15 protein-coding genes are annotated in these 18,988 nt (G+C 62.7%); 8 read left to right on the plus strand and 7 right to left on the minus strand.

The window, feature by feature from the left end:
- Positions 1-290: 290 nt before the first annotated feature.
- Both AC07NK_RS17250 and AC07NK_RS17255 read right to left on the minus strand, forming a co-directional pair.
- Positions 291-4,463 carry an RHS repeat-associated core domain-containing protein gene (locus tag AC07NK_RS17250; RefSeq protein WP_495171842.1) on the minus strand — a complete coding sequence of 1,391 codons (4,173 nt, stop codon included), beginning with the start codon at positions 4,461-4,463 and terminating at the stop codon, positions 291-293.
- 117 nt (positions 4,464-4,580) lie between these two features.
- Entirely contained in the window at positions 4,581-4,805 is a 225-nt protein-coding gene (locus AC07NK_RS17255) for a hypothetical protein (protein WP_495171843.1), read from the minus strand.
- A gap of 222 nt (positions 4,806-5,027) precedes the next feature.
- Here AC07NK_RS17255 and uvrA point away from each other — a divergent pair, with 222 nt between their 5' ends.
- The 3 genes from uvrA (at position 5,028) to AC07NK_RS17270 (ending at position 11,826) form a co-directional block, all read left to right on the plus strand.
- The gene (gene uvrA / locus AC07NK_RS17260) at positions 5,028-8,009 is read left to right on the plus strand and encodes an excinuclease ABC subunit UvrA (protein ID WP_495171844.1); all 2,982 of its coding nucleotides are present in this window, start codon (positions 5,028-5,030) and stop codon (positions 8,007-8,009) included.
- A gap of 5 nt (positions 8,010-8,014) precedes the next feature.
- Positions 8,015-10,195, plus strand: coding sequence for a GNAT family N-acetyltransferase (locus AC07NK_RS17265; protein ID WP_495171845.1), 2,181 nt, complete (start codon positions 8,015-8,017; stop codon positions 10,193-10,195).
- Positions 10,196-10,755: 560 nt separating this feature from the next.
- A complete protein-coding gene (locus AC07NK_RS17270; protein ID WP_495171846.1) occupies positions 10,756-11,826 on the plus strand; it encodes a hypothetical protein in 1,071 nt (356 codons plus the stop codon).
- A gap of 83 nt (positions 11,827-11,909) precedes the next feature.
- On the opposite strand, the gene AC07NK_RS17275 is transcribed toward AC07NK_RS17270, so the two are convergent.
- Positions 11,910-12,416, minus strand: coding sequence for a hypothetical protein (locus AC07NK_RS17275; protein WP_495171847.1), 507 nt, complete (start codon positions 12,414-12,416; stop codon positions 11,910-11,912).
- Positions 12,417-12,489: 73 nt separating this feature from the next.
- Between AC07NK_RS17275 and AC07NK_RS17280 the strand changes: the two genes are divergently transcribed.
- From AC07NK_RS17280 to AC07NK_RS17295, 4 genes are all read left to right on the plus strand, one after another.
- Positions 12,490-12,855, plus strand: a complete 366-nt coding sequence (locus AC07NK_RS17280; protein ID WP_495171848.1) for a hypothetical protein — start codon at positions 12,490-12,492, stop codon at positions 12,853-12,855.
- A 71-nt stretch (positions 12,856-12,926) separates the two neighbouring features.
- Positions 12,927-14,552 carry a DNA polymerase III subunit gamma/tau gene (locus AC07NK_RS17285; RefSeq protein WP_495171849.1) on the plus strand — a complete coding sequence of 542 codons (1,626 nt, stop codon included), beginning with the start codon at positions 12,927-12,929 and terminating at the stop codon, positions 14,550-14,552.
- Entirely contained in the window at positions 14,549-14,872 is a 324-nt protein-coding gene (locus AC07NK_RS17290; protein ID WP_495171850.1) for a YbaB/EbfC family nucleoid-associated protein, read from the plus strand. Before AC07NK_RS17285 ends, AC07NK_RS17290 begins: the two co-directional genes overlap by 4 nt.
- 73 nt (positions 14,873-14,945) lie before the next feature.
- Positions 14,946-15,224 carry a hypothetical protein gene (locus AC07NK_RS17295; RefSeq protein ID WP_495171851.1) on the plus strand — a complete coding sequence of 93 codons (279 nt, stop codon included), beginning with the start codon at positions 14,946-14,948 and terminating at the stop codon, positions 15,222-15,224.
- An 88-nt stretch (positions 15,225-15,312) separates the two neighbouring features.
- Here AC07NK_RS17295 and mtgA read toward each other — a convergent pair whose 3' ends face one another.
- From mtgA to AC07NK_RS17310, 3 genes are all read right to left on the minus strand, one after another.
- Positions 15,313-16,020 carry a monofunctional biosynthetic peptidoglycan transglycosylase gene (gene mtgA / locus AC07NK_RS17300; protein ID WP_495171852.1) on the minus strand — a complete coding sequence of 236 codons (708 nt, stop codon included), beginning with the start codon at positions 16,018-16,020 and terminating at the stop codon, positions 15,313-15,315.
- A 21-nt stretch (positions 16,021-16,041) separates the two neighbouring features.
- Positions 16,042-16,947, minus strand: coding sequence for an RNA polymerase sigma factor RpoH (gene rpoH, locus AC07NK_RS17305; RefSeq protein WP_495171853.1), 906 nt, complete (start codon positions 16,945-16,947; stop codon positions 16,042-16,044).
- 81 nt (positions 16,948-17,028) lie between these two features.
- On the minus strand, positions 17,029-17,982 hold the full coding sequence (locus AC07NK_RS17310) for an RluA family pseudouridine synthase (RefSeq protein WP_495171991.1): 954 nt from the start codon (positions 17,980-17,982) through the stop codon (positions 17,029-17,031).
- Between the two features lie 17 nt (positions 17,983-17,999).
- Between AC07NK_RS17310 and AC07NK_RS17315 the strand changes: the two genes are divergently transcribed.
- Positions 18,000-18,530 carry a Mov34/MPN/PAD-1 family protein gene (locus tag AC07NK_RS17315; protein ID WP_495171854.1) on the plus strand — a complete coding sequence of 177 codons (531 nt, stop codon included), beginning with the start codon at positions 18,000-18,002 and terminating at the stop codon, positions 18,528-18,530.
- A 27-nt stretch (positions 18,531-18,557) separates the two neighbouring features.
- On the opposite strand, the gene AC07NK_RS17320 is transcribed toward AC07NK_RS17315, so the two are convergent.
- Entirely contained in the window at positions 18,558-18,959 is a 402-nt protein-coding gene (locus AC07NK_RS17320) for a group III truncated hemoglobin (protein WP_495171855.1), read from the minus strand.
- Positions 18,960-18,988 lie beyond the last annotated feature (29 nt).

Here is an 18,988-nt window from a genome sequence, read left to right on the forward strand (position 1 = left end):
GGCGTTGGATTAGCCCGGCGATCGGAAGGCGGGGGACACATTTCCCCTACTTCAATACCCCGCTCCGTCGCATTGCGAACCAGATGATCGCGACCGCAAACGATCCGACGATAAACACTCCCCAGGTGTCACCTTCTCCGGCCATCGAAAATATCGCTATCGGGAATGAAAATGCGGCAACTATTGATCCCGCTAGAATACCAAACATAATTGACAGTGCCACGATAGCGGCAATGGCGAGTCCGAATACTATTATAATGACTTTATCTATGATATTGTACATTCCGCACCTAATCTGAATAACAGCCATTTTTATAGTCGGAAATTCCCTGCTTAATCATTTCCTGATCGCGTGGATCGTCTCCGTATGAACCACCTCGATCGTACCAATGTCCGTCCTTGGGATTATATGACGGGTTCTGCTCTTGGTTTCGCCCTGCGGCGCGAAGCAGTACCTGTTCCGGAATTCCCGCAGCAGCGCCCATGGCACCATAATTATAATTTCCGAAGGGCTCGAAACCTTTGCTGTGCTGCTTGTAGTCATAAGGGCCGCCGGTTTTAAGGCGCGAGTGAAACCAGCTCAACGTTCGGACAGCGCCATAGGACACGACGTCGCGTTCTTCTGCCAAGGCGACGTTCGTTCGCACCTGCCTTGACAGGTCGGCGGTACTGGCTCCCGTGCCGGGTGCGCTCGGCGGTCCCTTGCAATTATTGGCTTCGGATTCGTCCTTTTTCTTATCTTCTCTTCCTTGGGCGTAGGGATATCTGGGGTAGACCTGCCCGTAATTATAGCGATCATTGTTCCTCAAATATTCAAGCCAGTACGTTGGCCCGAAGAAATCGTACTTTATCCCCCAGACGCGGATTTCTGGGTGCTCGGGGGGAGGGGTGTAGTGGGGAGCGCTCATCCGCCCTGACGGATCGTTGGCATTCACAGGATCGCCGCCGACATAGTTGTACAGGTTCATTCCGTCGGCGTAGCCAGCCGGATCGGTCTGGAGGAACCGGCCGAGCGTCGGGGAATAGATGCGCGCCTTGTAGTTCCACATGCCAAGCTCGGGCAGCCAAGTCTGGCCTGTATAGCCGAAGCGTCCCTGATTGCCCGCGGCCGGGATGCCAAAATCGTCATAGCTGTTGAGCGCGATCACTGTGCCCGCAGTGTCGGTCACACTGAGGATGCTGCCGCGTTCGTCGGCCATCAGGAAGCGGCGGCTGCCGCTGCCGATTGTACTGCCTTCATACCACACGATCGGATTGTCGGTGCCGGGGCCGTGGACATACCGGCGCAGCACATTGCCCGATGCGTCATATTCGGCGAGCAGCTCGCTGCCATCATACTGGAACCGCGTCGTGCCGGTTCCTGCGGTTTCGTAGAGGCGGCCGAGCGGATCATAGCTCAACGTCAAACCCGGGGCGGTCTTGAGCTGGTTCTCGGTCGAGTAGGTATAGCTGCTCGTGCCCGAGCTGGTCATGTTGCCGTTTGCGTCATAGCCGAAGCTTGTGCCTCCCGCAGTCGTCACGCGATTCAGCCCATCGATGCCATAGCTGCGGTCGACATTGTAATGACCCTGCCAAGCATAGAGATCGTTGCTGCGCGTTACACTCGCGATCTGGCCGGCGGGGTTGTAGGTGAAGCCCCGCGTCAGGTCGTGCGTGCTGCCCGGCAAATTGTTGGTCAGCGTCGCGAGTTGCGATGCGGGGTTGTAGGCGAAGCTCTGCACACTTCCGTCGCCCAGCGTCACGCTGGCCCGGCGACCGGCGCTGTCATAGCCATAGCTGGCGAGCACGCCTGCACCCGATGTCGCGCCATTCTCGCGGATCGCGGTGACGTTCCCCGTAACGTCATAGTCGTAATTGATCGTCAGTGCGCCACCCGGATAGCTCGTCGTCGCGCGCCGTCCTGCGGCGTCATAGCTATAACCGATGGTCCCATGCGGCCCGGTCTGGCTGATCAACTGGCCTAGCGCATTGTGCGTGAAGCCCAGCGTCTGGCTGCCCTTGGTCGTCGTCGTCGGACGTCCCAGCAGGTCGTGGTTGTAGGTGGTCGTTTCATAGACCCCCGCGCCCGACGACCAGAGCCGCTTCATCGTGAGGCGGTTGAGATTGTCATAGTCGCTGATGATGGTGTGCCCGTCGCGCCGGCCGATATGGATCGCATTGTCTGCCAGGAAATAGGTGATCGTGGTGCGGTCGGTGGTCGAACTGACACCCGGCGTCGACGGATGGGGATAATAGGTCGCGATCTGCCGGTCATGGCCGTCATAGGCGTTGTCGGTCCGATTGTTCTTCCCGTCGGTCAGTGACGCGACCCTGCCATTGGCGGTATAGGTGGTGGTCACCTCGTCCGCCGCGTCGGCGGTGCCGACGGCGGTTTCGACCTTCACGATCCTGTCGTCCGCATCATAGCTGCTGCGCGCGATGCGATCCGGGCCGGCGCCGCCGGTCGTGCCGAGCGTGCACGCGTCCGCAGGAAGCGATCCCCAGGCCGCCGGGTTCATACGTTGCGCCGTGCATCGCAGGCGGTTGCTGCTGTCGTAGCTCAGCTGGGTGACGCTCACGTCGCCGGCAGTTCCCGACACGGTTTCGCGGATCTTGGCGTTGGTGGTTGCATCATAACTGCTGGTGACGGTCGTGAGCGCGGCAAATGCTGCCCAATCGCCGTCGCTCTGACTGGCGACGGTTCCGGTCTGCTGGGTCGCGATCTGGCCCTTGGCGTTGCGGGTGGTACGCAGCGCGATATGCGTGCGCGGGCCTGCGCCATCGGGATCGGGGCCGATCGCCCCGACCTGCTGTCGTCCGGCGTTGTAGCGGAAGCGCGTCGTGTCGCTCGTGCCGCTCAGCGGTCCGTCGACGCTTGAGACGTTCCCGATCGTGTCATAACCATAGGCCGTTGTGCTGCTGACGCTGCCGTTCCCGGTGGCGGTCGTGACCGATGCCGTCATGCTCTTGCCATTATAGGCCATGGTCGTGATGATCTCATCCGCAGTGCCGACACATGACGCCCCCGTCTGGCAGTTCGAGACGCCGGCTAGCTCATAGACGCCGGCGATCAGCGTATAGCTATAACGCGTCTGCGGGCGTACGCCGCCGCTGGTCGCCGCCGGCGCGGTGACGGTCAGAACGCCGCCATGGGTTGCGTCATAGGTGATGTCCGTCACCTGGCCGCGCGCATCCGTGACTGAGTTGGGTTTGTTGCACTTCACCCGGATGGTGCAGGTCGTGTCGAAGCTGGCCGAGGTGACGATGTCCGCCAGGCCCGATCCGGGCTTGGCTACCTTGCGCGACTGGGTGACGTTGCCGCGCGCGTCGTAGGTGCTCTCCTCGTAATTTCCTTCCGGGTGGGTGACGCGGGTCAGTCGCTTGTTGGCGTCATACTGATAGAGCGTCGTGCGGCCAGTTGCGCTGGTGTGCTCCTTGAGCAGTTTGTTGGCGATGTCGAACTTGAAGGTTTCGGTGCCGGCGGGGGTGGTCCGCAACGTAGTCTGGATGCCGGCGATGTCCGCATAGGCGTAGTTTGTGACGACGTTGTTGTTGCGGAGTGCAGAGATTTTGCCGTCGGGCGTGAAACCGGTGACTGCGAAGTAGAAGGCGGAGTCACCGACCCACAGGCGACCGGACGTCGTGGTTATTTCCTGTACGCCATCGGGGCGGGTAAAGGTTCGCTGGCTCAGCGCGTCGGTCGTGATGGTGAGGGTGGGCCATTCATAACCCGAGGGCATCGCGCAACTGTTGGCGGATGATGCGCATCCCACGATCGAATTGTCGAAGGCGGTTACCTTCTTGGGCTGCCGCCATGTCTCCAGGTCGGCGAGCGTGGCACTGGAATCGTTGGTGTATTCGGGCTTGATCATCCAGCCGGTGCCGGTTTGCATCGATTGCAGGCGGCGAACGGCGGCGTAGCCGGCGAGATGGGTTCCGGGGCCCCAGCCGAGAATGATCGGTTTCACCACCTTCGCATAGGTGAAGGACTTGGTCCGGCCGTTGGTCTCAATGATCTGGGTCAGCGCACCCATGTCCAGCCCATCAGGGCCCGGCCCGCTCGCCGCCAAATTCATCGCCCCGTCAAAGATGTACGTCTTTCCGTTTTTATCGATGAACGTAAGTGTCGCACCGTCCCGGGTTAACGAATTTCCATTGGCCTCTACTTCGGATATCACCATTGTCGTGGTGTTCAGGGAGAATTTTGTGCTCCTTCCGCCGATGATAACCGAGTAAATTGTGCTCGACTCTGAGAAATAGATTTGCGCCGCTTCATCGTCGACGAACGACGATCCGTCGATCTTCGCGGTGTAGGATATCCCGCCTTCGTCACCTGGGCCGGCGGACACTGTTGCGATACTCTGCTCCAGCCGTCCGCTGATCAGATCGACGCCATTCTCGTCCATGGTCTTACGCACAGGCGGCGCCGCGGGGGGCGCATAGGCCGTCGATTGCGCGTGCGCGACACTTGGCAGCAGCGCCATGACCGGAACCAATGTGCCAAGTGCCGTGCTCGCAAGCCATCGACGCGAAACGCGTGCGCGTTCAACCTTCATGATATCCCCCGGTAATGAATGAACTCGTCCTGATGCGCGGGAGCGCTAGGGCGGTGGATTGGGCGAATTGATCGTCGTCACGCGGGTGCGATTGTCGGCCTTGTCGTGCACATAGTCGGTCGTGACGTTATTGTTCACGGTCCCGGTCCGCACGGTCCTGACCAGCCGCCCTTTGGCGTCGTAGCTATAGGTGACGGTTTCGGATGCGTGCGCGACGGCGGCGCTCGCCAGAAGAATAATCGACGTGCCGGCAACCACGAGCTTCTTCATCGCGTCCCCCGTTTTCCCCGATTCTGTTCGGGTGTAACTAAAGTTTCGTTATATTGGTCTTTTCCGTCAAGGTACTTATTGGATACCAAATAAATACCTGATGCTTGAGTAACCCGCGGGCGGATTTTGCATCAGCGGGTGAGGGGAGGGGTCGCATCGTGGACTTGCCCTCCCTATCTCCCCCCTAGCTTCCCTTAAAGAACAAAGCTAGAACCACGCCCCATGAGTCTTACCCATATCTCCGTCCGCGGCGCGCGCGAGCACAACCTCAAGGGCGTGGACATCGACATCCCGCGCGACACGCTCACGGTCATCACCGGCCTGTCGGGTTCGGGCAAATCCTCGCTCGCCTTCGACACCATCTATGCCGAGGGTCAGCGCCGCTATGTCGAGTCGCTCAGCGCCTATGCGCGCCAGTTCCTCGAGATGATGCAGAAGCCCAATGTCGAGCACATTGAAGGCCTCAGCCCTGCCATCTCGATCGAGCAGAAGACCACCTCGCGCAACCCGCGCTCGACCGTCGCGACCGTCACCGAGATCTACGATTATATGCGCCTGCTGTGGGCGCGCGTCGGCATCCCATATTCGCCTGCGACCGGCCTCCCCATTGCCGCGCAGACCGTCAGCCAGATGGTCGACCGCGTCCTCGCGCTGCCCGAGGGCACGCGCATGCTCCTCCTCGCCCCCGTCGTGCGCGGGCGCAAGGGCGAGTACCGCAAGGAACTGCTCGAGTGGCAGAAGGCCGGCTTCCAGCGCGTCCGCATCGACGGTGAGACCTATCTGATCGAGGACGCCCCCGCGCTCGACAAGAAGTACAAGCACGACATCGAAGTGGTGGTCGACCGCCTCGTCGTCGGCGGCGACATCGCCACCCGCCTCGCCGAAAGCTTCGAGACCGCGCTCAAGCTCGCCGATGGCCTCGCCTATATCGACCTCGTCGACACCACCGTCGACGCCCTCACCGGCAACCGCGTCCAGGAAGCCCCGCAGAAGTTCGTCGCCGAGACGCCAATCGCCTCTACAAACGTCACCGGCGGCGCGATGAAGGGCACCGGCATCCCCGACAACCGCATCGTCTTCTCCGAGAAGTTCGCCTGCCCGGTCAGCGGCTTCACCATCGCCGAGATCGAACCGCGCCTCTTCTCGTTCAACGCCCCGCAGGGCGCATGCCCGGCGTGCGACGGCCTCGGCGAGCGGCTGGTGTTCGACGAGGACCTCGTCGTCCCCAACCACGATCTCACGATCAAGAAGGGTGCCGTCGCCCCCTGGGCCAAGTCCAACCCGCCATCGCCCTATTACATGCAGGTCCTCGGCAGCCTCGCGCGCGAGTTCGGCTTCAGCCTCGACACCCCGTGGAAGGACCTGCCGGGCGAGGTCCAGCTGATCATCCTCCACGGCACCGGCGGCAAGCCCGTCACGCTCACCTTCGTCGACGGCAAGAAGTCCTACGACGTGAAGAAGCCGTTCGAGGGCGTCATCGGCAATCTCAACCGCCGCATGCTCCAGACCGAGAGCGCGTGGATGCGCGAGGAGCTGGCGAAGTACCAGGCGAGCCACGCGTGCGAGACCTGTGAGGGCGCGCGCCTCAAGCCCGAGGCGCTGGCGGTCAAGATCGCCGGCCGCGACATCTCCAGCGTCACCCGCCTGTCGGTCACCGACGCGCTGCCCTTCTTCGCCAATCTGCCGCAGGACCTCACCGGCCAGCAGCAGGAGATCGCCAAGGCCATCCTCAAGGAGATCGACGAGCGGCTCGGCTTCCTCAACAATGTCGGCCTCGACTATCTCAACTTGAACCGCACCAGCGGCACTCTCTCGGGCGGCGAGAGCCAGCGCATCCGCCTCGCGAGCCAAATAGGTTCGGGATTGTCCGGCGTATTGTACGTATTGGATGAGCCGAGCATCGGCCTGCACCAGCGCGACAACGACATGCTGCTCGCCACGCTCCGCCGCCTGCGCGATCTCGGCAACACCGTCCTCGTCGTCGAGCATGACGAGGACGCGATCCGCACCGCCGACTATGTCATCGACATGGGCCCCGGCGCGGGCGTCCATGGCGGCCAGATCGTCGCGCATGGCAGCTTCGAGCAGGTCCTCGCCTGCACCGACAGCATCACCGCCGACTATCTCGCCGGCCGCCGCGCCGTCCCGCTGCCCACCAAGCGCCGCAAGGGCACCGGCAAGAAGCTCACCGTCCACAACGCCACCGCCAACAACTTGACCGGCGTCACCGCGAGCATCCCGCTCGGCACCTTCACCTGCATCACCGGCGTGTCCGGCTCGGGCAAGTCGAGCTTCACCATCGACACGCTCTACGCCGCCGCCGCGCGTCAGCTCAACGGCGCGCGCCTGCTGGCGGGCAAGCATGACAAGGTCACCGGGCTCGAGCATCTCGACAAGGTGATCGACATCGATCAGTCGCCGATCGGCCGCACCCCGCGCTCCAACCCGGCGACCTATACCGGCGCCTTCACCAACATCCGCGACTGGTTCGCCGGGCTGCCCGAGGCGCAGGCGCGCGGCTACAAGCCCGGCCGCTTCAGCTTCAACGTCAAGGGCGGCCGGTGCGAGGCGTGCACCGGCGACGGCCTGCTCAAGATCGAGATGCACTTCCTCCCCGACGTCTACGTCACCTGCGACGTCTGCCACGGCCAGCGCTACAACCGCGAGACGCTGGAGGTGAAGTTCAAGGGGATGAGCATCGCCGACGTGCTCGACATGACGGTCGAGGATGCGGTCGAATTCTTCAAGGCCGTCCCCCCGATCCGCGACAAGATGGCGATGCTGGCGGAGGTCGGCCTGGGCTATGTCAAGGTCGGCCAGCAGGCGACGACCCTGTCGGGCGGCGAGGCGCAGCGCGTCAAGCTCGCCAAGGAGTTGGCCCGGAGAGCCACCGGCCAGACCCTCTACATCCTCGACGAGCCCACCACCGGCCTCCATTTCGAGGACGTCCGCAAGCTCCTCGAAGTCCTCCACGCGCTGGTCGAGCAGGGCAATACGGTCGTGGTGATCGAGCATAATCTCGACGTCATCAAGACGGCGGACTGGATCCTCGACCTCGGCCCCGAAGGCGGCGTCAAGGGCGGCGAGATCGTCGCCGAGGGCACGCCCGAGACCGTGGTGAAGGCGCCGCGCAGCTATACGGGGAAGTATCTTGCGCCGTTGTTGGAGCGGGGCAGGGTGGGAGAGAGTGTGGCGGCGGAGTGAAGCTGTTGAACGACATTGTCCTCCTTTCTTCAAAGATGGACGTGACGGCGTTCATCCCAAAAGTCGTCGAGGCCGCTGATGGTGAGCGAAACTCATTCGGCTTCTTGCCAGCGAGAGCTTATGAAGACTTTGCGTTGCAGCAACGGCTTATCGTCGCTTGCGACAATAAATCCAATAAGCTGGCAGGGTACGTTGTTTTCGGTGGTACTCCACCTCAGGCCAGAATCTTCCAAACCTATGTTTCACCTGACTACCGGCGAAGCGGGGTTGGGCGAGCTCTAGTCGAAGAAGTTGTGAAGCGCTCAGAGGAAATTTCTTTCTTGAGCATTCGTGTCGAAGTGGCTTCTGATCTCGAAGATGCCAATGAATTTTACAAGAATCAAGGATTTAGACTGGTACGTGAGAAGGCGGGTGGGAGTACTCGTAACCGCGTAATTTATACGCGCGTGAGGGAGCTTGATACGCCAAGTTTGCTCGATTTCGCGACATATGGTGTCGTCGACGGCCCCGCGATCAGCTTGGTCCTTTCTACAGCTGCGGAACAGCCTTTCTACCTGATCGACTTGAACGTCCTCTTCGACCTCACCAAACGGCGTAGCAATGCGCTGGGGGCTGGTCGTGTTCTAGCGGCAGCCGTAGGAAATTCGGTAGCTTTGGCTGTCTCTAGCGAACTGGTATCGGAGTTAGAGCGTAATACCTCTGCAGAAAAACCTGATCCGATCCTGGAAATCGCTAGAGCTTGGCCTCGCTTGAGGTCGCCCGCGCCTGCTGTGTTGGCGACATACGTTGACACCTTAGGACCGCTCATTTTTCCAAATCGGTGGGCGAATGGAGCGCTAACGATCCAAGATCGATCCGATATCGCCCATCTTGCGACGGCGATTGAGGAAGGTGCTGACGGGTTCATCACTTCTGAAAAGGCAATTTTGGTCTGTGCGGAGTGGTTTCGTACCAAGCATAAGCTGGACATCATATCTCCGAATGTATTCGGTAAGCGGCATACTGCCACGGCGCGTAAATCAACGGCATATCAAGTAAGACTTCAGGGAAGGGTCGTCTCCGCTGGGGAGGTTTCGCAGCATCAAGTCGCCAGCGTAAGGGGCTTCCTGTCTTCTCAAGAGGTGCCTGATGACATCATTAGAAGCGCTATTTCTCAGGGGACATCTACCGCGCCGAGGCGAAGGCTTGTCGTTTGCGCGGAGAATGAGATCGTTGCTTTCGCTTCTTGGGCGACTCCTAAGACAAGTGATCGTATTCTGCGCATCTATATATTTGCAAATGAAGTCGATCCTGCGTGTGAGATTGCGGTAGATCATCTCTTTGAGATGGCAGCGCGTGAGGCTTCGACCGATCAACCGCGAGTACTGCAGGTCAACCCTACGACAGAGCACGTGCTCACCAGAAGCCGTGCGATGAACCTCGGTTTTAGGCCTCGGGCAGGGTCTACATCGCGATCCGGAAAGCTAGAAAAGCTATGCCTCGGTTCGGTTGTTACAGAACGAAATTGGTCGCTAATGCGCACGCAGGTTCGCGATCTCTCAGGCATCGAATTTCCTGAAGAGCCACCACTTTTCCGCAATGCGAGTGATCAGATCGGGTTGCGTTCAGGCGATGGACGGCATGCCGCAACCGGCTTGGGCGCGCTTGAGGACTTTGTGTCTCCGGCAATTTTCGCTTTGAAGGGGCGTGCTGCGGTGGTCGTGCCAATCTGGCCGGAGTATGCCGAGGCGCTTTTTCGTGGATCATTGCAGCCATCGTTTCTCAACGATGAGCAAGCGGCATTGCTGCGTAAGCGAAGATATTTCGGGAACGCGCGTACCTATGGGACAATCCCCGATCAGGGGCTGATCTTCTTCTATGAGTCTGCACACAAAGGGGCTGGCCGTTCAGCGGTCATCGCCGTGGGTCGTGTTGCGCGTAGATATCTTGCTCAGGAAGACGTGGCCAAAAATTTGTCCGCTGAGCGGGGTGTTCTATCAGCACGAGCCGTTAAAGGGATCGCGAAGGGCGAGGAGGCCTGCGTGACGGAGTTTGATAGCGTTATGATTTTTGCTCAGCCCGTTTCGCTCAAAGCCTTGAAGGAAATGGGGGGGGCTGACGACTCAAACATGGTAACGGCGCGAGCGATCGGCTCCGACGTAGCGAGTGCGCTTATCGAGGCGGGGAAGCCCAAGTGCGCGCGTTGATCCCCGACAATGTAATTTTCTCTTTGCGGCGCGTTTACGTCGACGGCCTGTTGTCGGGTAGTAAGTGCGTGGAATTCAGGCGCAGAGTTCCTTCGCTCGATAGCGGCACGCGTGTCTGGCTGTATTCGAAAGTGCCCGATGGAGAGGTTTTGGGTGTGGGCGTCCTTGAGGAAGTGGAAACTGGAAATCCTGCGGACCTTTGGGAGAAGTATTCTCAGTGCTCTGGCCTTACGAGAGGCGAGTTTTTCTCATACTTCTCTGGGGTTGAGCGAGGGGCGGCTCTAATATTCGATACCGTTGCCAAGTTGCGACATCCAATACCTTTGTCGCGGTTAAGGGAGCTGGAACCTAATTTCCACCCTCCCCAGTTTTTCCGCCATGTTAAATCGGAAGCTTTGCGAAATCGGCTCACCTCGGCGGAGACCGAGGAACCCACTTCCCCATGTGATCACTAACTGGCGCTCGGCTGAAGTGGCTTGGAACAAAAATAGAACTTTCCTGCAGCCCCCATTCCGGCATACCTAAACGGTCCTCTGCACGACACGATGAGGACCAAGGCCATGAACGCGATCACTCAGACCGATCCCGAAGCCGAATTCACCTTCGATCACGCCGCCTTCCACGAGCTTGAATCCGGCGTCCCCGATTCCGCGCGCTACAATGGCTGGACCGCGGAGAAGCAGAAGCGCTTCCTCACCGCGCTGTCGCTCGGCCACCCGATCAACCGCGCCTGCGCCATCGTCGATATGTCGCGCCAGTCGGCCTATGCGCTGCGTAACGCTGCGCGCGGTGCCGCCTTCCGCCTTGCCTGGGACGCCGCCTTGCTCCGCTCGCGCGATGTCCTCGCCGACGAGCTGATGGAGCGCGCGCTCAACGGCGTGCGTACCACGGTCACCGCCGATGACGGCCGCACCGTCACCCGCCACCGCCACGATAACACGCTGGCCTGGCGCATGCTGACCCGGCTCGACCGGCGCGCGGACACCGCCTGCGCCGATGCCAATGCCACCGCGGTGCGCCTCGCCGCCGCCGATTTCGAACAGCTGCTCGATCTCGTCGCGCGCGATGCCGCGCCGGCGCGCGCCGGCCTGTTCCTCGCCGCGCGGCTCGGCGCGTGCGGCACCGAAGCGACCGAGGACGATCTCGCCCCGATCCGCACGCTCGCCCGCGCCGATCGCTGGCTGCGCACGCATACCGACGTCGCCGAGCCGCTCGACACCGCCGACCTCGATCCCGCCAACCGCGCGCACTGGACCGCCGAACAATGGGTCCGCGCCGAGGCGATCGGGCTGGTCCAGCTCGCGCCCGAGCCGCCCGCCGCGGAAACAGCCGATTCAAGTCAAGTATGTCATGTGGATGAGGACCCCGCCGTCTGGTGGTGCGAGACTCTCGAGGAATGGCGCACCAGCTTCCCGCCGCCCGAGGATTTCTTCGGGGATGAGGAGGGGGAGGCGGGCCAACCCGGCTATGAGCGCGAGCTGACGCCCGAGGAGGTCGCGGTGGCCGAAGCGCACCATGCCCGCGACCTCGCGCCCTTCATCGCCGCGGGCCATGCCGCGCGCGAAGCCTGGATTGCGCAGGGCAGTGAGGCCGGCGGAGGAGGGGCGAACGGCGCGATGCAACCGCATTAGTGCCTGCGTCGGGTCGAACCCGGCATGCCGCGTCGTTTCGCCGCAAAAGAGGGCGGCGCGACGGTCCGCCGCGCCGCACCCGATCAGTCCGCGTCCGCGCAGCTGCACGGGCCGATGGGCAGGAACTCATCCTCGAACGCCACCGGCCCGGCGTCGGCGGCGGTGATCCGCCGCGCCGCGCTGGCGGGCACCTCGAGCACCGACAGGTCGAGCGCCGCGACCTCGGCGGCGGTCAGCCAGGCGATGTCGGTGCCCCAGATGTCCCAGCACTGGTTGATCGGTCCATAGCCGATGCACGCGCGCGCCTGCAGCCGCACCTTGTTGCCGCCGCGCGGCTCGATGCAGATCTCGATCTTGCCCACCGCGATGGTGAAGATCGTGTGGCAGGCGTTGGTCAGCCGGTATTCGAACTGCTTGCCCGCCGCCTCGACCTGCAGGACGACCACGCCGCCCTTCTCGATCAGGCGCAGGCACGCGCGCACGCCGACGCAGATCTTGGTGTTGAACGGAAAGCCCAGCTTCACGCACTTCTCGAACTTGAGGCAGGTCTCCCAGATCGTGCTGGCGACCGCCGCCTGTACCTTGGTCATCTCGCGTCTCCCCTGTGGGGACGGCCCGATGCCGCCCCGTCCGGGTTGTCGCGCACTCAGGGGCGCGCTGCGCGTGACGGCCGTCACGCCGGCCTCTTGTCAGCGCGCCGAAAACCCGACAGCTTCCGCGTATCGTGCCGGCGCCATGGTGTGCGTGCGGCGGGGGAGGGAAGAGATGGTCTCATTCGGAAAGCTGGTCGCGGCCGCGGGATTGGTGGCACTGGCCGCCGCGCCGCTCGCTGCACAGACGGCACCGGCACCGGTGCCGGAAAAGAAGATCTGCAGGTCGGAAGTTTCCACCGGCTCGCTCGTGGCACGCAAGAAGATCTGCAAGACCAAGGCGCAGTGGGATGCGGAGCGGCGCGAGGCACAGGCGGCTACGCAGCAGATGCAGGAACCGCGCACCAGCTGCGGCGCGACGGACCCCGGCATCTGCTAAGCGCTGAATCTGCGGTTCCGCCGCATCGGGGCATGGCGGATTGCGGATCGGATCGCTAGGTTGCGCTCCGCATGTCCGACTCCTTCGATCTTGGCGAACCGCCCCAAAGCCCTGTCAATTCGCGTGACGCCGCCTATCGCGTCCTCGCGCGCAAATATCGGCCAAACACCTTCGCCCAGCTCATCGGGCAGGACGCGATGGTGCAGACGCTGGGCAACGCGATCAAACGCGACCGGCTGGCGCATGCCTTCCTGCTGACGGGCGTGCGCGGGGTCGGCAAGACCTCGACCGCGCGGCTGATCGCCAAGGCGCTCAACTGCATCGGTCCGGACGAGCAGGGCGGCCCGACGATCGATCCGTGCGGGGTGTGCGAGCCGTGCCGGGCGATCGGCGAAGGGCGGCATGTCGACGTGATCGAGATCGACGCCGCCTCGCATAACGGCATCGACGACGTCCGCCAGATGACCGACGCGGTCCGCTATGCGGCGGTGTCGGCGCGGTACAAGATGTACATCATCGACGAAGTCCACATGATGTCGAAACCCGCGTTCAACGCGCTCCTCAAGACGTTGGAGGAGCCGCCCGCGCATGTGAAGTTCCTGCTGGCGACGACCGAGGTGGACAAGGTCCCGGTGACCGTCCTCTCGCGCTGTCAGCGCTTCGATCTGCGCCGCATCCCGGCGGACAAGCTTGCGGCGCATTTCGCCGAGGTTGTTGCGGCCGAGGGTGCGGAAGCGGAGCCTGAGGCGCTGGCGATGATCGCCCGTGCCGCCGAAGGGTCGGCGCGCGACGGCCTGTCTATCCTCGACCAGGCGATCGCCCATGCCGGGATCGAGGGCGGGGCGGTGAGCGCCGAGGCGGTCCGCTCAATGCTCGGCCTCTCTGACCGCAACGCGATCCGCTCGCTGTTCGGCCTCGTGATCGCCGGCGACGGCCCCGGTGCGCTCGCTGCGGTCCGCGACCAGTATGACCTCGGCGTCGATCCGCAGGCGGTACTCAAGGCGCTGCTCGAGACCGTCCACCGCGTGACGCTGTCGAAGCTCGGTAACGAGGCGATCCCGGGACAAGCGATCGAGGAAACGGCGGCCCTTACCGAATGGGCGGCCAAACTCGGCTTCCCCGCCCTGCACCGGCTGTGGCAGCTGCTGCTGCGTGGTCATGACGAGGTCATCCGCGCCGCACTCCCGATCGAAGCGTGCGAAATGGCGCTGCTCCGCGTCATCCATGCCTCGACCTTGCCCGACCCCGGCGAGCTGGCGCGCAAGATCGCCGAAGGCCTGCCCATCGGCGCCGCGCCGGTGGCCGCGTCTTCGGGGCCGGCCGAACCGCCCGCACCGCGCGATCTCGCGCAGGTTCTGGATCGGCTGGAGGCAGTGAATGAACATCATGTCGCCGCCCGCGCGCGCAACCTCATGCGTGTCATCGCGTTCAACGAACCGGTGATTGAAGTGAGCAGTCACGGCCTGCCCGCCGATCTGGTGAGCGATTTCGAGCAGGCCATCCGCCGCGTGCTCGGCAAGCGCTGGTCGCTACGGGTCATCGACGCGCCGGGCGAAGCGACGCTCGCCGAGATCAAGGGTGCGGAAGCCGCTGCCGAGCGGGACGCGGTACTGCGTTCGCCGGTCGTCGCTGCCGCGCTTGAAGCCTTTCCCGAAGCCGAGCTGATCGGCTGGACCCCAATTCGGAGGACCGCATGAAGAGTATCGAAGACATCATGGCCATGGCGCAGAACGTCCAGGACGAGCTGACCAAGGCCCAGGCCAATCTCGACGGGATCGAGGTCGAAGGCGTCTCGGGCGGCGGCTTGGTCAAGGTCAAGGCCAGCGCGAAGGGCCGCATCATCGGCGTCGATATCGATGAATCGCTGCTCGCGCCGAGCGAGAAGCAGATGCTCGAGGATCTGGTCGCGGCTGCGCTGAACGATGCGCGGGCGAAGGCGGATGCCGCGGCGCAGGGCGAAATGTCGAAGCTTTCCAGCGGTATCCCGCTCCCGCCGGGGTTCAAGCTTCCATTCTGAACATTTCACAACGGGAACAATCGTTTCGCCGCATCCGTTAGTGCCGCCATCAGATCCTGTCGGGAGATGCAATATGAGCGATGATGACCGGACCGAAGCGACTCGTGTCGAAACGCCGACTCACACCACCACGATCGTTGAACGGCGCGGTGGTGGTGGTGGGCTGATCCTGGGCATCCTCGCCTTGGTGGTCGTGGTAGTCGGCGCCTTCTATTTTCTGAGCGAGAAGAGCAGCGAGACCAAGAAAGACGCTGCGATCACCGAAGCCGCCAAGAGCGTCGGCGAGGGCGCGGAGAAGGTTGGCGACGCTGCCGAGAAGGCAGGCAAGCGGATCGAGAATTCGGTCCAATAGCCGGGGCATTTTGCCTGACGATGCGAAAGAGCGTCAGGCAGGTGTTTCAGATCGGCGGCGTGTAGGAAAATGTTTTCTGCGCTGTCGTTCAGCGCAGGCACGTATCCAGCCCGTCATTCTGAACGACGCCGATCCGCGCTGCGATCGAATTGCCGTAGCGGCGGGTGAAGCCCTTTGGGGCGACACCCGCCCTTTTCTTGGGCAGCGGCAGTACTGCCGCGATCCGCGCCGCCTCGGCGCGGGTCATCTTCGCGGCGCTATGCCCGAAGTAACGCTGCGACCCTGCCTCGACACCATAGGTGCCGATCCCGGTCTCCGCGACGTTGAGATAGACCTCCATGATCCGCTTCTTGGGCCAGATCAGCTCGATCAGGACGGTGAACCACGCCTCCAGACCCTTGCGAAAGAAGCCGCCGCCCTGCCAGAGGAAGACGTTCTTTGCGGTCTGCTGGCTGATCGTCGACCCTCCGCGCAGCACTTTGCCGCCCTTGGCATTGCGGTACATCGCCGCGGCGATCGCGTCGTAATCGAAGCCACCATGGGTGCAGAAGGATGAATCCTCGGCGGCGATGGCCGCACGGGGCATGTCAGGGTCGATCCGGCTCAGCGGCACCCATTGCTTGCTGATGCCATGGCCCGAGACCAGATCGCCCGCCATGGTCAGCGTGAAGGGCGGGGGGACGAAGCGGAAGATCAGCACCAGCAGCAGCGAGCCGCCGACGAACGCCAGCAAGGCCTTGCCGGCCCAGATGATGAGCCGGCGGCCCCATCGCCGCGTGCCAGTCGCTGCCGTCAACTCCGCCCCCCGGCCGCGCCGTCAGGCGACGGCGAGCAGGCGCCGGTCGCCGGCCAGCCGCATCATCGCCTTTTGCAGCTTCTCGAACGCGCGCACCTCGATCTGGCGGACGCGCTCGCGCGACACGCCATAGACCTGCGAGAGTTCCTCTAGGGTCTTGGGATCGTCGGTCAGGCGGCGCTCGGTCAGAATGTGCTGCTCACGCTCGTTGAGTTCGTCCATCGCCTCGACCAGCATGCCGTGACGGACATCGGCCTCCTGCGCCTCGGCGACGACTTCGTCCTGCAACGCGCTGTCGTCCTGCAGCCAATCCTGCCACTGACCGTCGCCATCCTCGCGCATCGGCACGTTGAGCGACGTGTCGCCGCCCATCGCCATGCGGCGGTTCATCGACGTGACCTCGTCCTCGGTCACGCCCAGATCCTTGGCGATCTTGGCGAGATGCTCAGGGTTGAGATCGCCATCCTCGAACGCGTCGAGCTTGGCCTTCATCCGGCGCAGGTTGAAGAACAGCTTCTTCTGCGCGGCGGTGGTGCCCATCTTCACGAGCGACCAGCTGCGCAGGATAAATTCCTGGATCGAGGCGCGGATCCACCACATCGCATAGGTGGCGAGGCGGAAGCCGCGATCGGCCTCAAACTTCTTCACACCCTGCATCAGGCCGATATTGCCTTCGGAGATCAGCTCGGACACCGGCAGGCCATAGCCGCGATAGCCCATCGCAATCTTCGCCACGAGGCGCAAATGCGAGGTCACGAGCTGAGCCGCTGCCTCAGTGTCACCATGCTCCTCAAAGCGCTTGGCGAGCATATATTCCTGCTCGGGCGCGAGGATCGGAAACTTCTTGATCTCGGCCAGATAGCGATTGAGGCTCTGCTCACCGCCGAGTGCGGGGATCGTCGCCGGGACGTTGCTTCCGCTTGCCATGATCTACTTACTCCCTTTTGCGCGTCCCCCCTGAAGCGGCGAGGACAATGTGCGACCCTCCGAAGACGGGTCAGTGAAAACCTATACGACAAGCTGGCGGAACAGTTCCTCCATGTCGGGCGGCATTTGGCTTTCAAAGGCCAAAGCCCGGCTATCTATGGGATGGATAAACCCCAAATGCGCCGCATGTAAGGCCTGACGATGGAAACCCAGGGTTTCCAACAGCTCACGATGTTCTTTTTTCGTTCTGCCATAGACCGGATCGCCGATCAAGGGATGACCGATCGAGGCCATGTGGACGCGGACCTGATGCGTCCGCCCGGTTTCGAGCCGGCATTCGACCAGAGCCGCCTCGTGAAGCTGACCAACTTGACACATCTGCCAATGTGTCACGGCGCGCTTACCGCCGGCGACGATCGCCATCTTCTTGCGATTCTGTGGCGACCGGGCGAGCGGAGCGTCGATCGTTCCGCCCGACGTTTTCGGCCGCCCCGATACGATCGCCTTGTAACGGCGGTCGATCGAGTGCGCCTTGAACTGGCGGGCGAGCCCGACATGCGCGCGATCGGTCTTGGCCGCCACCATGAGCCCCGATGTGTCCTTGTCGATGCGGTGAACGATTCCCGGCCGCGCCACGCCACCGATCCCCGACAGACTGCCCTGGCAATGGTGGAGCAGGGCGTTGACCAAAGTCCCATCGTAATTGCCGGCAGCAGGATGGACGACGAGGCCGGCCTGTTTGTCGATAACAATCAGATGTTCATCCTCGAACACCACGTTGAGCGCAATTTCCTGCGGCTCGTTATGCGCCGCCGCCGGTTCGGGAACGTCGATGCGGAACATCGCGCCGCCCGGAGCCTTTTTCTTGGGGTCGCGTACCTGCCCGTCGGGGCCGGTGACGTTACCGGTCGAGATCAGCGCCTTGATCCGTTCGCGCGACAGCGTGGGAAGGGCATCCGCCAAAGCCCGGTCGAGACGCCAGCCATTGGCTGCGTCCGCAATCCGCGCTTCTAGTGTGGAAACCCCCGGACTCATTGTCGTAGGAGATGGCAATGAACCCCGAAATTTCAAGCGCCATCATCCTACGGATCATGCGGTCGGTCCTTCACGCATCCTATCGCGACGGCGGATATGGGCGTCCGCATGAGAAGTGTGGGATCCTCCGCGGGAGGGGGCATCGAATTACGGCCGCGGACCGCACGAACAACGTGTCATCCGAACCAGAAATCGCGTTTGAGATCGACCCAGCCCAGCTTCTCGCGGCGTACAAGGCGCAGCGCAAAGCCAACGCGCTGCAGATCATGGGCTTCTACCACACCCATCTGACCGACGACCCCACACCGTCGGTACGGGATGCGGAAGGTGCCGCGCCCGACGGCATGCTCTGGGTGATCGCAACCTCGATGCGCGCGCGGCTGTGGCGCGCGGTTCCGAACGGTTCGATCCATGGACGATTCGAGCCGGTTCGTTTCGATCTGAAGGTCGGAAAGCAACTCAGGCCGGGACTGCTGGATATCCAGCATGTGGACTATGGGAAGGACTATGAGATCCGCATCGAAGGCTTGCCTTCCGGACTAAGCTGATCGGCGGATCGCAAGTCGCGTGCTCGTTCAGGCCCCGCGCTCTGGCAGCCGGAAGAACAGCGCGAGTTGCAAGCTCTCGGCGATGCGCCGTGCCTTGTCCTGCAACGCCGCCGCCGCTTCGGGCACCATCAGCGCGTTGCTGGTCTCGTCCCACAGAGCGAGCCAGCGGTCGAACAGCTCGGGGCTGATCCGTGCGGCGTGCTTGTGGTGCGCGGGGACTGGCCGGCCCTTGTAGCGGCCGCTGGTCAGCATCACCGACGACCAGAAGTCGGTGAGCAGGTCGAGATGCGCGGGCCAGTCGTGGATCGCATCATTGAAGACCGGGCCGAGCTCCGCATCCGTGCGAACGCGGGCATAAAATTGCCCGACCAGCTCGCGAAGGCTGTCCTCGTCGATCCTGCGTCGTTCGATCACCCTGTCTTCGCTCATGTCACCTATCTATGAACGCGCCTGGCAGG

It is taken from the genome of Sphingomonas sp. GW821-FHT09B04, from assembly GCF_059418285.1.

Coding starts and splice junctions, on each gene's coding strand:
- AC07NK_RS17250 (WP_495171842.1), bottom strand. CDS start 4,463: ATGGCGCTGCTGCCAAGTGTCGCGCACGCGCAATCGACGGCCTATGCG.
- AC07NK_RS17255 (WP_495171843.1), bottom strand. CDS start 4,805: ATGAAGAAGCTCGTGGTTGCCGGCACGTCGATTATTCTTCTGGCGAGC.
- uvrA (WP_495171844.1), top strand. CDS start 5,028: ATGAGTCTTACCCATATCTCCGTCCGCGGCGCGCGCGAGCACAACCTC.
- AC07NK_RS17270 (WP_495171846.1), top strand. CDS start 10,756: ATGAACGCGATCACTCAGACCGATCCCGAAGCCGAATTCACCTTCGAT.
- AC07NK_RS17275 (WP_495171847.1), bottom strand. CDS start 12,416: ATGACCAAGGTACAGGCGGCGGTCGCCAGCACGATCTGGGAGACCTGC.
- AC07NK_RS17285 (WP_495171849.1), top strand. CDS start 12,927: ATGTCCGACTCCTTCGATCTTGGCGAACCGCCCCAAAGCCCTGTCAAT.
- AC07NK_RS17290 (WP_495171850.1), top strand. CDS start 14,549: ATGAAGAGTATCGAAGACATCATGGCCATGGCGCAGAACGTCCAGGAC.
- AC07NK_RS17295 (WP_495171851.1), top strand. CDS start 14,946: ATGAGCGATGATGACCGGACCGAAGCGACTCGTGTCGAAACGCCGACT.
- rpoH (WP_495171853.1), bottom strand. CDS start 16,947: ATGGCAAGCGGAAGCAACGTCCCGGCGACGATCCCCGCACTCGGCGGT.
- AC07NK_RS17310 (WP_495171991.1), bottom strand. CDS start 17,982: ATGAGTCCGGGGGTTTCCACACTAGAAGCGCGGATTGCGGACGCAGCC.
- AC07NK_RS17315 (WP_495171854.1), top strand. CDS start 18,000: ATGAACCCCGAAATTTCAAGCGCCATCATCCTACGGATCATGCGGTCG.
- AC07NK_RS17320 (WP_495171855.1), bottom strand. CDS start 18,959: ATGAGCGAAGACAGGGTGATCGAACGACGCAGGATCGACGAGGACAGC.